Below are 14,907 nucleotides of genomic sequence, written 5' to 3' on the forward strand. Positions count from 1 at the left end.
TCCAGTTTAAATAACTGGGGTTTTTTTATGATTATTTATGTTGTGTAATAAATTTGTAACAAAAAGTTTTTTCTGACAACTTCCCTTGCTAGGTGAGTATTGTAAACGCATACAATTATTTAGATTTATCAAAAGTATCAAAAAACTTACAAAAACCTATTGACCAACAGTTAAAAACGTTATATGATTGTCGGCAATATTAACTATTCCAAACATCGTTTTTGAAAGGGAACATTTTATTAAATGAAATTATCTTAATCTTGGAAACTATGAATAATATTAACTCGATGACGGGAAAAAAGGAACATGGTATATGTATTTACAGAGAGCTAGGGTTGCTGGAAGCCTAGAAGTACATTTTGTTCCGACATCATCTCTGAGTGCTAAGTTGAACGGAATATTCTCACTAGACTTGGCCAGGTGCATTTATATGTACCTGTTATCAAATAGGCTAATCAATTGCCTTGTAAGGTAGTATTCGCGAGAGTGCTATGAACCTGGGTGGTACCGTGAAAAGTAGACTCTTTTCTCCCCAATAATTCTGACTTTATGCAGATTTATAGGGAGTAAAGGGTCTTTTTTTATAAGTAAAGTACTATAATTTTTGGCTAACGACATGGTAAGCCATGTCCAGTTCCAGCGCCAAGCGTCTATTGGACTCTCTCACCTCCGGATGATAAGTCAACATCGGTTCGCATATGCTTACCGTGTTTCCTTTATCTCCTACGAAGGAATGTTTAACCGCTGCTTTGCGCGGCAACACCGAAAGACCATGCTTGGCAGGGTGAAGCCCATATGTCGCTAACCAGGCGCTTAAACTTGAGTTCTACCAATTATCAATTAGAGGAGGTATGCAGTAGTGAAAGTGGAGGTAAAACGTGAGATGGAAAGTACGAAAGAATTAAGGACCGGTTCCGATTTATTAATTGAAACATTGGTTGATGCACAAGTGGATACAATATTCGGTTATCCGGGTGGGGCGGTCTTACCGATTTATGATGCATTATATCGTAGCAACGCTCCTTTCAAACACGTACTTTCTCGTCATGAACAGGGATCCATTCATGCGGCTGAAGGGTATGCGCGTGTTACTGGAAAGCCTGGTGTAGTCCTTGCTACTTCAGGACCTGGGGCAACTAATTTAATTACTGGAATTACCGATGCCATGATGGATTCCTTGCCATTAGTTGTATTTACTGGTCAAGTAGCAAATAGTGTTATTGGAACAGATGCCTTTCAAGAAGCAGATGTAATGGGCATAACAACTCCAATTACAAAATACAATTATCAAGTGAAAAACATAGCTGAGTTACCAAGAATTGTGAAAGAAGCTTTTCATATTGCGTCAACAGGTCGTCCTGGTCCAGTGGTTGTGGATATTCCCAAAAATATTTCTGCAGCGATTACCTTAGAAGAATATGATAATGAATTTCATTTACCCGGTTATCAACCTACGAAGAATCCCAATCCGTTGCAAATTATCAAACTAGCAGAAGCATTAGGGCGGGCCAAGCGGCCAGTGTTACTTGCAGGAGCGGGGGTAGTTTTTGCAAAAGCATCTGAGGATTTGAAGGAGTTTGCTGAGAAATATCAATTACCGGTAGCGAATACGCTATTAGGTTTAGGGAGTTTTCCGGGTTCTCATTCACTTTCATTAGGAATGGCAGGCATGCATGGAACGTACGCGGCGAATATGGCAATTTACGAATGTGATTTATTAATCAATATTGGAGCCAGGTTTGATGATCGTTTAACAGGAAACATAGAACATTTTGCTCCACATGCGAAGGTTGCCCATATTGATATTGATCCAGCGGAAATTGGAAAAAACATTTCAACCGATATTCCTGTTGTGGCGGACGCAAAAGAAGCGTTACAGGCATTATTAAAAAGCTCCATTAACATGCCAGACCATAAATTGTGGAAAGAAAAACTACAGCATAATAAAGCGAATTATCCGCTATGGTATGAACGTTCAAACGAATTCATTTCGCCGCAGTGGTTAATGGAACAAATTTATCGTGTATCAAATGGAGAGGCAATTGTGACAACTGATGTCGGCCAGCATCAAATGTGGGCAGCGCAATACTATCAATTTGATAAACCGAACCGATGGGTAACATCTGGAGGACTGGGGACAATGGGATTTGGTTTCCCTGCTGCTATTGGTGCACAGCTCGGAGCCCCTGATGAACTGGTTGTTTCAGTAGTTGGGGATGGCGGGTTTCAAATGACACTTCAAGAATTGTCTATCATTAAAGAGCGAAATCTTCCAATTAAAGTAATTATCGTTAATAACGAGGCGCTAGGAATGGTGAGACAATGGCAGGAAAGTTTTTACGAAGAAAGATATTCAGAATCAATCTTAGCGAATCCTGATTTTGTAAAACTCGCTGAAAGCTATGGTATTCGTGGTTTAAAAGTAGAACGTGAAGATGATGTAGTCGAAATCTTAGAGGGTGTTTTTGCTTATAATGGTCCTGTTGTTGTAGATTGCCGAGTTGTTCAGCTGGCTTGTGTTTATCCAATGATTGCTCCTGGTAAAGGGATCCATGAAATGATAGGGGTGACAAAATGAAGCGGATTATAACAGCAACTGTTCAGGATCGAAGCGGTGTTCTCAATAGGATTACGGGAATGCTGCATAAACGACAGTTCAATATTGATAGTATTACTGTAGGTAGTTCTGAAACAGAAGGTATATCCAAAATGACATTTGTTGTGGAGATTAGTGATCATCAAAAATTAGAGCAATTGACGAAACAATTAAATAAGCAAATTGATGTCTTGAAGGTATCTGATATTACAGATAAGGCAATCGTTGCTAGGGAGTTAGCCCTTATTAAGGTTGGTGGTACTGGTCAGTTACGTGCAGAAATTCAAGGGATTATTAACCCGTTTCGTGCATCCGTAATTGATGTCAGCAAGGATAGCTTAACCATACAGGTGACTGGAAAACCAGATAAGGTCGAAGCGTTAATTTCACTGCTAAGGCCATATGGAATCAAGGAATTGACGAAAACGGGAGTTACTGCCTTTTTAAGAGGACAGCAGCCAAAACAGGTAACAGAGATTAATTCACTTTCAATTTAGAACCAAAAGCAGCAACGCCTATTTACCGGCGTAGACATAAAAAATTAAAAAAGTAGAGAGGGAGATCTAAATGTCAAAAGTACTTTATGAAAAGGACATTCAAAAAGAGGTATTACAGGAAAAGAGAATTGCAGTAGTAGGTTATGGCTCACAAGGTCATGCACATGCACAGAATCTTCGCGATAGTGGATACGATGTTGTTGTCGGTTTGCGACCAGGGAAATCTCAAGAAAAAGCTGAGGAAGAGGGCTTTGAAGTACTGTCAGTTGCTGAAGCGGTAAGTGTAGCAGATGTAGTAATGGTGCTTTTACCTGATGAGCTCCAGCCTACAGTATACTATGAAAGCATCCAATCTAACCTTAAATCTGGTAGTGCTATTGCATTTGCACATGGATTTAATATCCATTTCACACAAGTAGTTCCACCGCTCGATGTTGACGTATTCCTTGTTGCACCAAAAGGTCCTGGACATTTAGTTCGCCGTACGTACGAAGAGGGTGCAGGGGTCCCAGCACTATATGGTGTATATCAGGATGTTACCGGAAATGCAAAAGAACTTGCGCTTGCATACTCACAAGGTATTGGAGCAGCAAGAGCTGGTGTTCTTGAAACAACATTCCAGGAAGAAACGGAAACGGACTTGTTTGGTGAGCAGGCTGTCCTTTGTGGTGGGGTCACAAACTTAATTAAAGCTGGATTTGAGACATTAACAGAAGCGGGTTATCAGCCGGAAGTTGCCTACTTTGAATGTTTGCATGAAATGAAACTAATTGTTGATTTGCTTTATGAAGGTGGATTGGAAAACATGCGTTATTCCATTTCAGATACGGCACAATGGGGTGATTTTGTATCTGGACCGCGCGTAATCAACGCAGAAACAAAAGAACGAATGAAAGAAATCCTTGCAGATGTTCAATCAGGCGAATTTGCGAAAGGATGGATCCTTGAAAATCAGGCTAATCGGCCTAAATTTAATGCAACAAATGCCAAAGAGAATGGGCATCCAATTGAAAAAGTAGGAAGGGAGTTACGCGAGTTAATGCCTTTTGTCAAACAGCCATTACAAAAAAAGCAAAAGGATGTGAACGTTCATGTCACAAATTAAGATTTTCGATACAACATTAAGAGATGGGGAACAGTCACCAGGAGTTAACCTGAATCAGCTAGAAAAATTGGAAATCGCTAAACAGCTTGAACGCTTTGGTGTAGATAGAATGGAGGCTGGATTTCCTGCTTCCTCCAAAGGCGACTTTAATGCGGTAAAAACGATTGCTGAAACGATTAAAGATACATCTGTTACAGGGCTGGCAAGAACAGTCAAGTCAGACGTCGACACTGCCTGGGAAGCATTGAAAGGTGCTACAGAACCATGCTTACATCTTTTTCTAGCAACATCGCCAATTCATATGACATATAAGCTGAAAAAGACACCAGAACAAGTAATTGATACGGCAGTTAGTATGGTCTCCTATGCAAGACAAAAGTTTCCGCAAGTAGAATGGTCTGCTGAAGATGCATCAAGGTCAGATTGGGACTTTTTAGCTCAAATTATTGAACAGGTAATTGATGCAGGAGCTACAGTCATTAATTTGCCTGATACAGTTGGCTATACGACGCCTTTAGAGTATGGTAACTTGTTTAAATTCATTAAAGAAACGGTGCCCAATATAGATCGAGTAAGACTTTCTTGTCATTGTCATAATGATTTAGGGATGGCGGTTGCGAATTCGATTGCTGCTGTGGAAAACGGTGCAACACAAGTAGAAGGAACCATTAACGGGATTGGCGAGCGTGCTGGAAATGCATCGCTTGAGGAGATTGCTGTAGCGTTGAAGATTCGGTCAGATTTTTATCCATATAAGACGGAGTTGAAGTTGAACGAAATCAAACGTACCAGTGACCTTGTCGCAAAATTGACTGGGATGTATGTGCAAGCAAATAAAGCTGTGATTGGCCGTAATGCATTTGCCCATGAAGCGGGTATTCATCAGGATGGGGTATTAAAACATGCTTCTACCTATGAAATTATCACACCTGAAATGGTCGGGGTAAGCTCGAACACATTATTTCTTGGAAAACATTCTGGACGTCATGCATTTAAGGACAAAGTTAAGGAAATTGGATATGAACTGTCTGAAGAAAAGTTAAAAGAAGCATTCAACCTATTTAAGCTACTCACTGATCGTAAAAAAGAAGTAACCGATGACGATTTATTTACGATTTTAACGGAAATTCAAACAGACACATCATCAGTGGAGAAGTATCAGTTGGAAATGTTCCAAGTACAATATGGTACAGCGAACATTCCTACTGCTACAGTCTTGTTGAAAAATCCAGAGGGTAATACGGTACAAACAGCGTGCACTGGTCAAGGTAGTGTGGAGGCATTATATAAAACGTTAGATGAACTAATAACAGAGGAATTACAGCTCGTGGATTATCAGCTTAACTCCGTTGGCCGCGGGAAGGATGCACTTGCCGAATCACACGTGCAGCTCGTTATTAATGGGGAACCAATGAATGGCAGAGGATCCGCTCAAGATGTTATTGAAGCATCGGCAAATGCTTTTTTAAACGCAGTAAATCGTTATCTTGTACAACAGAAAGCTTTTAAAAAAGAAGCCGTAAAATAACAAAAGTAAAAGCGGAGGCAACCTCTAGGAGCTGAAGCTATAACTAAGGAGGGGAGATTATGAATAAACAAATTATTCTACTTCCAGGTGATGGTGTTGGGAAGGAAATTATGGAGTCGGCAAAGCACGTATTAAATACGATAGCTAGTGAGTTTGGCCATAGCTTTACATTTCATCAGCATACGATTGGTGGTGAAGCCATTGATAATGATGGCACACCTTTACCGGAGGATACCATTAAAGCGTGTAACCATGCAGATGCCATCTTATTGGGTGCTGTAGGAGGGGAAAAATGGGACTCCCTTCCAGGACATATGAGACCGGAAAAAGGGTTACTGGGACTACGGAAGACGTTAGGATTATTTGCTAATTTACGTCCGGTGAAAGGATTTACCCCTTTGCTGCATGCTTCACCATTGAAAGAGGACGTAATCAAAGGCAGTGATATTTTAATCATACGTGAACTAACAGGTGGACTTTATTTTGGGCAGCCAAGTGAACGGCGTGAGAATGGAAATGCTGTTGTTGATACACTTTCCTATCACCGCAGTGAAATGGAACGTATTATTGACAAAGCATTTCAAAGTGCCAGGTTAAGAAATAATCACCTAACTTCCGTTGATAAAGCAAATGTTCTGGAATCAAGTCGCATGTGGCGTGAGATTGTCAACGAGAAAAGTAAAGATTATCCAGATGTAACGGTAGAGCATGTACTTGTTGATGCTGCTGCAATGAAACTAATCACACAGCCTAATCGTTTTGATGTCATTGTTACGGAAAATTTATTTGGTGATATTTTAAGTGACGAGGCCTCTGTGTTAACAGGATCTCTAGGAATGCTACCATCAGCAAGTGTTCGATCAGACGGTGTTGGGCTTTATGAACCTGTACATGGTTCGGCTCCAGATATTGCTGGAAAAGGGATCGTTAATCCGTTGGGGATGATTCTATCAGCAGCAATGATGCTAAAGTATTCATTTGGAATGGAAGAAGAAGCGGCTGAAATTGAGGAAGCTGTGCATGATGCCCTTGATCAGGGATACCATACCCCTGATTTGCAAATTAAGGGTGGGAAACAAGTAAGTACAAAGGAAATGACAGAAATTGTAGTGGATAATTTAACAACAAAAAGTGTTTCAAACTGTATTTGCAGTACGTATGCCTAACAGTGGAGGTGTAATAAATTGAGAAAACCACAAACAATAGTTAACAAGATTTGGAATAAACATGTTGTGCATGAGGAAAAAGGTAAACCAGATTTGCTTTATATTGACTTACATTTAGTTCATGAAGTAACCTCTCCACAAGCTTTTGAGGGGTTACGCCTGAACAAACGAAAAGTACGTCGCCCAGATTTAACATATGCAACGATGGACCATAATGTTCCAACAAAAAATCGTGATGTCGTTAAAGATGAAATTGCGAATAAGCAAATGGAGACGTTACGAAAAAACTGTGAGGAAAATGGAATTACGTTAGCGGATATGTATCATCCAGACCAGGGGATTGTACATGTAATTGGTCCACAGCTAGGTTTAACCCAACCTGGGAAAACAATTGTATGTGGTGATAGTCATACATCTACTCATGGTGCGTTTGGTGCATTAGCATTTGGGATTGGCACAAGTGAGGTTGAGCATGTATTGGCTACTCAAACAATATGGCAAGAACGCCCCAAAACTTTGAATGTAAAGGTAGAAGGCGAACTTGGACCTGGAGTCACCGCAAAGGATTTAATCCTGGCCATTATTGCTAAGTTTGGCGTGCGTTTTGGAACTGGTTATGTCATTGAATATACCGGTGATGCGATTCGAAAGTTAACGATGGAAGAGCGGATGACTGTTTGTAATATGTCTATTGAAGCGGGAGCTAGAGCCGGTTTGATAAGTCCTGATGAAAAAACGGTTGAATTTTTAAAAGGTAGAGAATATGTGCCTACAGGAGAAGCATTTGACAACTTAGCTAAGGGCTGGTTGGAGCTCGCAACTGATGAAGGGGCAGTTTACGATCAAACAGTGACAATATATGCGGAAGAAATCGAACCACAAGTGTCATGGGGAACAAACCCTGGTATGTGTGTACCTGTAAGTGGAAGCACACCTGTATTAAATGAGGTTCAATATAAGGAAGATGTTCAGCGTGCATTGGAATATATGGGACTGGAGGAAAATCAGCCGATTACTTCTATTGAAATAGACCATGTATTTATAGGTTCTTGCACAAATTCACGATTAAGTGATTTGAAAAAGGCGGCGGCAATTGTTGAAGGGAAAAAAGTTAAACCAAGTGTAAGAGCAATTGTCGTCCCTGGTTCATTCAGTGTTAAATTTCAGGCAGAAAAAGCAGGAATAGATACGATTTTTAAACAAGCGGGATTTGAATGGCGTGAGGCCGGGTGCAGTATGTGTCTTGCAATGAATGACGATTTCGTACCACCAGGAAGCAGATGTGCCTCAACATCGAACCGAAATTTTGAAGGAAGACAGGGTAACGGTGCCCGTACACATTTGGTGAGTCCTGAAATGGCAGCAGCAGCGGCAATAGAAGGTCATTTCGTCGATGTACGCAGGTTCACAGGAGTGCTTAATTAGGAGGTGTTATGTAATGGAAGCTATTCAAAAACATACAGGTCTTGTTTACCCTTTGAATCGTACAAATGTTGATACTGATCAAATCATACCGAAGCAATTTTTAAAACGGATTGAACGAACTGGATTTGGCCAATTTCTCTTTTATCATTGGCGATTTGATGATGAAGGGAAAAAGCGTCCTGATTTTGCTTTAAATAAAGCGGAATATAATGACGCTTCTATTCTAATAGCTGGTGAAAACTTTGGCTGTGGTTCTTCTAGAGAGCATGCACCGTGGGCATTATTGGATTATGGATTTCGTGTAGTCATTGCTCCAAGCTTTGCAGATATTTTTTATAACAACGCATTGAAGAATGGGATTATACCTATTCAGATGGATAAACAACAGGTTGGTCAGTGGATACAACAAGCGGTAGAATCTAAATTCACGTTGGAGATAGATTTGGAAGGTCAACAGATAATTGATACTAAAAATAACGAAGAAGTCCATTTCGATATTCCGGCATATCACAAGGAAAAATTGCTGAATGGCTGGGATGAGATAGCATTGACACTCCAGTTAGAGAATGAGATTGCGGCATATGAGCAGGCATAGCTAATAGGAGATAAGTCTTTATCGGAACAGCCACTTTTTAAAGTAATAAGGAGAGTGAAATAATTGGGGATTGCTTAACAGGTGAAACAGTTCATACTGCGATGGGGCGTTTAGCCCCTATCGTTCACCGTACACCATTAATTACATCATCTACTACAAACAAATTGGTTGATAAACATGTTTATTTTAAAATGGAAAATCAACAAAAAACAGGTGCATTTAAGTTTAGAGGTGCAAGCTTTAAATTGATGCAATTAACAAAAGATGAATTAAAAAAAGGCGTTATAACAGCTTCGGCGGGAAATCATGCTCAAGGAGTTGCACATGCTGCGGCTAAATTAGGTGCCAAAGCCATCATTTTCATGGCAGAATCAACACCACTTGCCAAGGTTAATGCAACCAGGGCCTATGGTGCTGAAGTAGTTCTTATCGGAGAGACGTTTCAAGAAGCATATGAAGCATCATTAAGAAAGCAAATGCAAAGCGGAGCTATTTATATTCATCCATTTGATGATTATGACGTAATGGCTGGTCAAGGCACGATTGCAATGGAAATGCTACGACAAGAAGACAGGATCGACACGATAATTGTACCGATAGGTGGTGGCGGTCTAATTAGTGGCATAGCTGTTGCTGCTAAACATGTCAATCGTAATATAAAGGTTATCGGTGTTCAAGCAAGCGGGGCATCTGCAATGTACGAAAGTTACCACCACAATAAAGTAAAGACCCTTAAATCTGTTTCTACAATTGCTGAGGGTATCGCGGTTAAACAACCGGGAAAAAATACATTGCCATTAATTCGGGATTACGTAGATGATATCTTAACCGTAACCGACGAGGAAATTGCATCTGCTATTATTTACATGCTCGAGCGTAACAAAACATTAATGGAAGGCGCAGGTGCAGCAGCGTTGGCAGCGTTATTTACACATAATAAACAAATTAAATCAAGACATTGTGGCGTAATCGTTAGTGGTGGCAATATGGATATTGGATCCCTTCCCAAGATACAGCAACTTGCAGGAAGGTTGAATTTTTCTGCATGATAGGAAGTATGAATTGGATTTAGAGAAACCCTGGGTATTCTTACCAAAGAGTATCCAGGGAATTTTTAAATTGGAATTAAACGTGATATTTCTCATTAAACCTTACTTCAAATTAAGTGAATTGTTCGGAAAATTAAAATCTCTAAATGATTATAGTTGTTTTTAATACAGATCGTGTCGCATATACTAGGTTATTAGAATCTTTAAGGATTCGTGATAAGAGCAATTTTTTATTACCGTTTTAACTGTTTATCTTTTATTTCTATTGAAGAATAGAGGTGGAAAGCATATGAAAGTATCCTTATTTATTACATGTCTTGGCGAGGTGTTTTATCCTAATGTCGGTAAGGATGTTGTGGAATTACTTGAGCGCCTTGGCTGTGAAGTGGATTTTCCAAGTGGACAAACCTGTTGTGGACAACCAGCATACAATAGTGGTCACAGGAAAGAAGCGATTAAAGCAGCAAAGCATACGATTGAAGCTTTTGAGAAATCCGAATGTGTTGTTACACCATCTGGTTCCTGTGCTGCTATGCTGCATGAATACGAATCATTGTTTGCAGGTGAACCGAAATGGCGTGAGCGCGCACATGATTTAGCTGATAAAACATACGAATTCACACAGTTTTTGGTAGATGTATTGAAAGTAGAGGATATCGGCGCAACGTTTTCAGCAAAGGCAACCTATCATACATCATGTCATATGACACGGTTGTTAGGAGTAGAAAACGCACCTATGAAACTATTAGAACATGTGAAGGGTCTTGAAATAAAACCGCTTAGAAACTGTCATGATTGCTGTGGATTTGGTGGGACATTTGCCGTGAAGATGGCTCCTATTTCTGAGCAAATGGTAGATGAAAAAGTCCGACATACTGAAGAAACTGGGGCTGATGTGCTGATTGGATCGGACAGTGGTTGTTTGATGAATATCAAAGGGCGGATGGAGCGTCTAGGAAAACCGATTGAGGTAAAACATATTGCACAAATTTTAAATCATCGTAACTAATTCTAAGTGATTATTAGCGTTAATATCGTTGTTTACCAATATCGCAGTTTCAGTAAAATGCGACGTAACAAATTTATTCTCGACCCGCCGTCCGGGATCGCTGCGGGCGGATGCTTTCCGCGGGCACGGCCTCAGCCTCCTCGAGAAAAACACTCTGCGGGGTCTTCGGACTCGTGCTGTTCCCGCAGGAGTCACCACCCTCCGCTCACCCGGACTAGTGATGTGGTATAATGCGGTCTTCTCTATAACAATTTTTATTCCACCTATGGACCGTAAACGCAACACCAGCGAAGGAAATACACGGAGACTCCTGTGGGATAGCGAAGACGATGAGACCCCGCAGTGAGTGGGTTTCTCACGAGGAGGCTCATCGCGAGCCCACGGAAAGCGTAGTGTATTTCCGCAGCGGTAGAAGGTCACCAAACATAATTTTTCGTCATGTCGCAGTTTATGTTTTTTGTGCAGGAACAACGATCTTGTAGAACACGCCATTAGAATTTAGATTGGAGGGCTTGAGTCTATGTCAATGAAAATTGGTAATGAAAACTTTTACGATCATGTTGACCAAGAGTTAAAAGATACATTTATGCGAAATGCGATTTCCACAGCTCAGGATAGCTTGCGCGGGAAAAAAATTCAGGCGTCAGAAGGAGACAAAAACTTAGGCGATTGGGAGGAATGGCGTAATGCAGGCGCAGAAATCCGCCAGCATACATTGGAAAACCTTGATTATTATTTGCACCAATTAAGTGAAAAAGTTGCAGAACGTGGAGGACATGTATTTTTCGCAGCAACTGCCGAAGAAGCTAATCATTACATACAAGACGTTGTGGAACAAAAAAATGCCAAAAATATTGTGAAAACGAAATCGATGGTAACCGAGGAAATCGGCTTGAATGAAATGTTAGAAAATATGGGATGTGACGTTTTAGAGACAGATCTTGGTGAATACATTTTGCAAATTGATGAGGATAAACCATCTCATTTTGTTGCGCCATCATTGCATAAAAATAAGGAGCAAATTCGTGATACATACCGAGAAAAAATAGGCTATAAGGGTACAGAAAATCCTGCTGAACTAACAGCATACACGCGGAAAGTATTGCGTGAAAAATTCCTGCAGGCAGATGTTGGAATCACTGGCTGCAATTTTGCAGTTGCCGAATCTGGGACTGTAACGCTTGTCACGAATGAAGGAAATGCTAATATGGTGACGACTTTGCCTGATACACAAATTAGTGTAATGGGAATGGAACGGATTGTTCCGTCATGGGAAGACCTCGACGTGCTTGTTAGTCTATTATGCCGCAGTGCGGTTGGTCAGAACCTGTCAACATATGTAACCGCTGTGTCTCCTGATGTCGAGGAAGGTGTCATTGATGCTCCGAAAGATTTTCATTTGGTGATTCTAGACGGTGGACGTTCCAGGGCACTTGGGACTGAATTTCAAGAGGCCTTGCATTGTATTCGCTGTGCTGCATGTGTCAATGTTTGCCCTGTGTACCGTCATATCGGAGGTCATGCATATGGTTCGATTTATCAAGGACCAATTGGAGCAGTGCTTTCGCCAATTCTTGGAGGATATGAGGAATATCAGGAATTACCGTACGCCTCAAGCTTGTGTGGAGCATGTACAGAAACGTGTCCAGTGAAAATCCCGCTTCATGAATTACTCATTAAACATCGGGAGCGCATTGTTGAAGGAGAAGGTAACGTGGTTAAAGGTGAAAAGCTTGCCATGAAAGGATTTGGTATCATGACTTCATCTCATTCACTTTTCAAAACGGCGGTAAAGTCCTCGCCTTTATTAACAAAACCTTTTACTAAGGAAGGTACTATATCAAACGGGCCTGGTCCATTAAAAGCCTGGACACAAAGTCGTGATTTTCCTATCCCAAGTAAGGAAAATTTTCGTAAATGGTTTAAAAATCACCAAAAGGGAAGTGATGGTGATGGCTAAAGGGATGATTCATAATCGGGATGTTTTTCTGGAAAACATATCGAAAAATCTAGGACGAAAGCGTCGAATGGATAACGTTGGTCAACCGTTAAAACAGCTTCAGCCGCAGACAAAGGTATTTAAAAATCTTTCTAGTGATGCACTTTTGAAAAAATTGAAAGACCAGTGTAAAAGGATTCATACAGAAATATTGGAAACAGATACAGCATCCCTTACAGAAGTTTTAGCAGATCTCATTTCTGTACACGGCAATGGTCCGATTGTTACATCTGAAGATAGTCGCTTTTTTGATTATGGCCTTCGTATATTTTTAGAACGGGATGATGTTCTTACATGGGACCCTTCCAGAGGTCAGGAAAATATTGATTATGCTGAAAGGTCAAACGTTGGAATTATGTTTAGCGATATTACACTTGCCGAATCAGCAACAGTTGTTCATTTCAATGATAGAGAAAAGGCACGCTCTATTAGTCTTTTACCGACAACGTATATTGCTATTATTCCAAAGAGTACCATTGTACCAAGGTTTACACAGGCTGCTCAGGAAATTGACAAACGGATTGCAGCTGGTGAAACGATTGCCTCGTGTGTGAATTTCATATCCGGACCAAGTAATAGCGCAGATATTGAATATAATCTTGTTGTCGGGGTACATGGTCCAGTTAAGGTATCGTATATCGTGTTGTTAGATCGATAGTTTATAAATAGTAAGTAAGGGCTAAATTTTCTTATTCTTTCTGAAATGAAAGGAGAGGTTTAGCCTTTTTAATGCGGATAATCAGCCTCTTTTGTAATCAGAAAAAATAGTATTTTCCCACTCTAAACAACACAGACACATTTTATTCATATTTCCTTCACATATTGTATGAAATTCCATGACTATTTTGTGACATGCATCACAACCTATTGTTTTTGAACGTATACGGTATTAAGATTATCTTAGATTTTGTGAAAAACTTAACAAGGACTTCTGAATAAAATCTTAAATGTTGATATTACATCAATGGAAGGGGTACCTCAAATGAAAATAAAATGGGCAATGCTTGCAGCAGTTTTCACTATTGTCACAGTGTTAACAGGATGTGAACCTCTAGCGGTTTTAAATCCTAAAGGGCCTCAAGCCGAAACGCAGGCTGATGTTATCTGGTTATCAATTGGTATTATGGCGATTATTGTCATTGCTGTCTTTGCAATCTTGGTTTATATGCTGGTCAAATTCCGTGCTTCTAAACAAGATAAAGATTATGAGCCACCGCATATAGAGGGGAATGTAATTGTTGAATCAATTTGTGTAGGTATACCGGTTTTAATCGTTATTTTTCTATCAATTGTTTCCGTGCAAAGCAACTATAAAGTCGAGTCAACTCCAGATGGGTATAAGGAAAAGGAACCACTGGTTGTTTATGCTTCATCGTCTAACTGGAAGTGGCATTTTAGTTATCCAGAACAAGATATTGAAACGGTTAACTATCTATATGTCCCAACAAATAGAGCACTTGAATTTAAACTTTATTCTTATGGTCCAATTACTAGTTTCTGGATTCCTCAGCTTGGAGGACAGAAATATGCGATGTCCGATATGGTTACAACACTGCACTTAGCAGCTGATTCTCCTGGGGAATTTATGGGACGAAATGCAAATTTTAGTGGTAAAGGGTTTGCCGAAAATACGTTCAATGTTAAAGCAATGCCTCAGGATGAATTTGAAGAATGGGTCGATGAAGTAAAAGAGACTGCTGATCCTCTTACTGAAAAAGAATTCGATCAACTATTGGAGCCTGGTCACCTTGGACAATTAACGTTTACAGGAACACATTTGAAATTTTTACCACCTCCATCAGCAGAAAATGGGGGACATAATCATGGCTCAGGGTCTTCAAACGAACACACTGAGATGATGGAACACGGTGATAAAGATTAAGTCCGTTCAGAAGGATATTCTGAAAAAGAACTCAGGGACATTAACAAAGGATACAG

The 14,907-nt window shown here is 40.2% G+C and carries 12 protein-coding genes; all 12 read left to right on the forward strand.

All coding sequences use genetic code 11. The features are described from left to right. The first annotated feature begins 883 nt into the window (after positions 1 to 883). Positions 884 to 2,578: a biosynthetic-type acetolactate synthase large subunit gene (gene ilvB, locus CS937_RS17340; RefSeq protein WP_425445487.1), complete on the forward strand. Its 1,695-nt coding sequence runs from the start codon at positions 884 to 886 to the stop codon at positions 2,576 to 2,578. Next, positions 2,575 to 3,093 carry an acetolactate synthase small subunit gene (ilvN, locus tag CS937_RS17345; RefSeq protein WP_099159724.1) on the forward strand — a complete coding sequence of 173 codons (519 nt, stop codon included), beginning with the start codon at positions 2,575 to 2,577 and terminating at the stop codon, positions 3,091 to 3,093. Before ilvB ends, ilvN begins: the two co-directional genes overlap by 4 nt. 70 nt (positions 3,094 to 3,163) lie before the next feature. Then, positions 3,164 to 4,198, forward strand: coding sequence for a ketol-acid reductoisomerase (ilvC, locus tag CS937_RS17350; protein ID WP_099159725.1), 1,035 nt, complete (start codon positions 3,164 to 3,166; stop codon positions 4,196 to 4,198). Then, on the forward strand, positions 4,185 to 5,726 hold the full coding sequence (locus CS937_RS17355) for a 2-isopropylmalate synthase (protein ID WP_099159726.1): 1,542 nt from the start codon (positions 4,185 to 4,187) through the stop codon (positions 5,724 to 5,726). The genes ilvC and CS937_RS17355 overlap by 14 nt, the downstream gene beginning before the upstream one ends. A 59-nt stretch (positions 5,727 to 5,785) precedes the next feature. Next, on the forward strand, positions 5,786 to 6,892 hold the full coding sequence (gene leuB / locus CS937_RS17360; RefSeq protein ID WP_099159727.1) for a 3-isopropylmalate dehydrogenase: 1,107 nt from the start codon (positions 5,786 to 5,788) through the stop codon (positions 6,890 to 6,892). Positions 6,893 to 6,910: 18 nt separating this feature from the next. Continuing rightward, complete coding sequence (gene leuC, locus CS937_RS17365; protein WP_099159728.1) at positions 6,911 to 8,317, forward strand: 3-isopropylmalate dehydratase large subunit; 1,407 nt, start codon at positions 6,911 to 6,913, stop codon at positions 8,315 to 8,317. 13 nt (positions 8,318 to 8,330) lie between these two features. After that, on the forward strand, positions 8,331 to 8,912 hold the full coding sequence (leuD, locus tag CS937_RS17370; RefSeq protein ID WP_099159729.1) for a 3-isopropylmalate dehydratase small subunit: 582 nt from the start codon (positions 8,331 to 8,333) through the stop codon (positions 8,910 to 8,912). Between the two features lie 101 nt (positions 8,913 to 9,013). Further along, complete coding sequence (gene ilvA, locus CS937_RS17375) at positions 9,014 to 9,961, forward strand: threonine ammonia-lyase (protein ID WP_099159730.1); 948 nt, start codon at positions 9,014 to 9,016, stop codon at positions 9,959 to 9,961. A gap of 289 nt (positions 9,962 to 10,250) precedes the next feature. Beyond that, positions 10,251 to 10,970, forward strand: a complete 720-nt coding sequence (locus CS937_RS17380; protein ID WP_099159731.1) for a (Fe-S)-binding protein — start codon at positions 10,251 to 10,253, stop codon at positions 10,968 to 10,970. Positions 10,971 to 11,490: 520 nt separating this feature from the next. Further along, the gene (locus tag CS937_RS17385; protein ID WP_099159732.1) at positions 11,491 to 12,930 is read left to right on the forward strand and encodes a LutB/LldF family L-lactate oxidation iron-sulfur protein; all 1,440 of its coding nucleotides are present in this window, start codon (positions 11,491 to 11,493) and stop codon (positions 12,928 to 12,930) included. Further along, a complete protein-coding gene (locus CS937_RS17390; protein WP_099159733.1) occupies positions 12,923 to 13,627 on the forward strand; it encodes a LutC/YkgG family protein in 705 nt (234 codons plus the stop codon). The genes CS937_RS17385 and CS937_RS17390 overlap by 8 nt, the downstream gene beginning before the upstream one ends. A gap of 324 nt (positions 13,628 to 13,951) precedes the next feature. Then, on the forward strand, positions 13,952 to 14,851 hold the full coding sequence (gene qoxA / locus CS937_RS17395) for a cytochrome aa3 quinol oxidase subunit II (RefSeq protein ID WP_099159734.1): 900 nt from the start codon (positions 13,952 to 13,954) through the stop codon (positions 14,849 to 14,851). Positions 14,852 to 14,907 lie beyond the last annotated feature (56 nt).

The sequence above is a fragment of the Virgibacillus ndiopensis genome, assembly GCF_900187325.1.
Lineage (GTDB): Bacteria > Bacillota > Bacilli > Bacillales > Amphibacillaceae > Virgibacillus_E > Virgibacillus_E ndiopensis.

Excerpts from the sequence above, each read along its gene's own strand:
- ilvB (WP_425445487.1), top strand. The coding sequence starts at position 884 with ATGGAAAGTACGAAAGAATTAAGGACCGGTTCCGATTTATTAATTGAA.
- ilvN (WP_099159724.1), top strand. The coding sequence starts at position 2,575 with ATGAAGCGGATTATAACAGCAACTGTTCAGGATCGAAGCGGTGTTCTC.
- ilvC (WP_099159725.1), top strand. The coding sequence starts at position 3,164 with ATGTCAAAAGTACTTTATGAAAAGGACATTCAAAAAGAGGTATTACAG.
- CS937_RS17355 (WP_099159726.1), top strand. The coding sequence starts at position 4,185 with ATGTCACAAATTAAGATTTTCGATACAACATTAAGAGATGGGGAACAG.
- leuB (WP_099159727.1), top strand. The coding sequence starts at position 5,786 with ATGAATAAACAAATTATTCTACTTCCAGGTGATGGTGTTGGGAAGGAA.
- leuD (WP_099159729.1), top strand. The coding sequence starts at position 8,331 with ATGGAAGCTATTCAAAAACATACAGGTCTTGTTTACCCTTTGAATCGT.
- ilvA (WP_099159730.1), top strand. The coding sequence starts at position 9,014 with ATGGGGCGTTTAGCCCCTATCGTTCACCGTACACCATTAATTACATCA.
- CS937_RS17380 (WP_099159731.1), top strand. The coding sequence starts at position 10,251 with ATGAAAGTATCCTTATTTATTACATGTCTTGGCGAGGTGTTTTATCCT.
- CS937_RS17385 (WP_099159732.1), top strand. The coding sequence starts at position 11,491 with ATGTCAATGAAAATTGGTAATGAAAACTTTTACGATCATGTTGACCAA.
- CS937_RS17390 (WP_099159733.1), top strand. The coding sequence starts at position 12,923 with ATGGCTAAAGGGATGATTCATAATCGGGATGTTTTTCTGGAAAACATA.
- qoxA (WP_099159734.1), top strand. The coding sequence starts at position 13,952 with ATGAAAATAAAATGGGCAATGCTTGCAGCAGTTTTCACTATTGTCACA.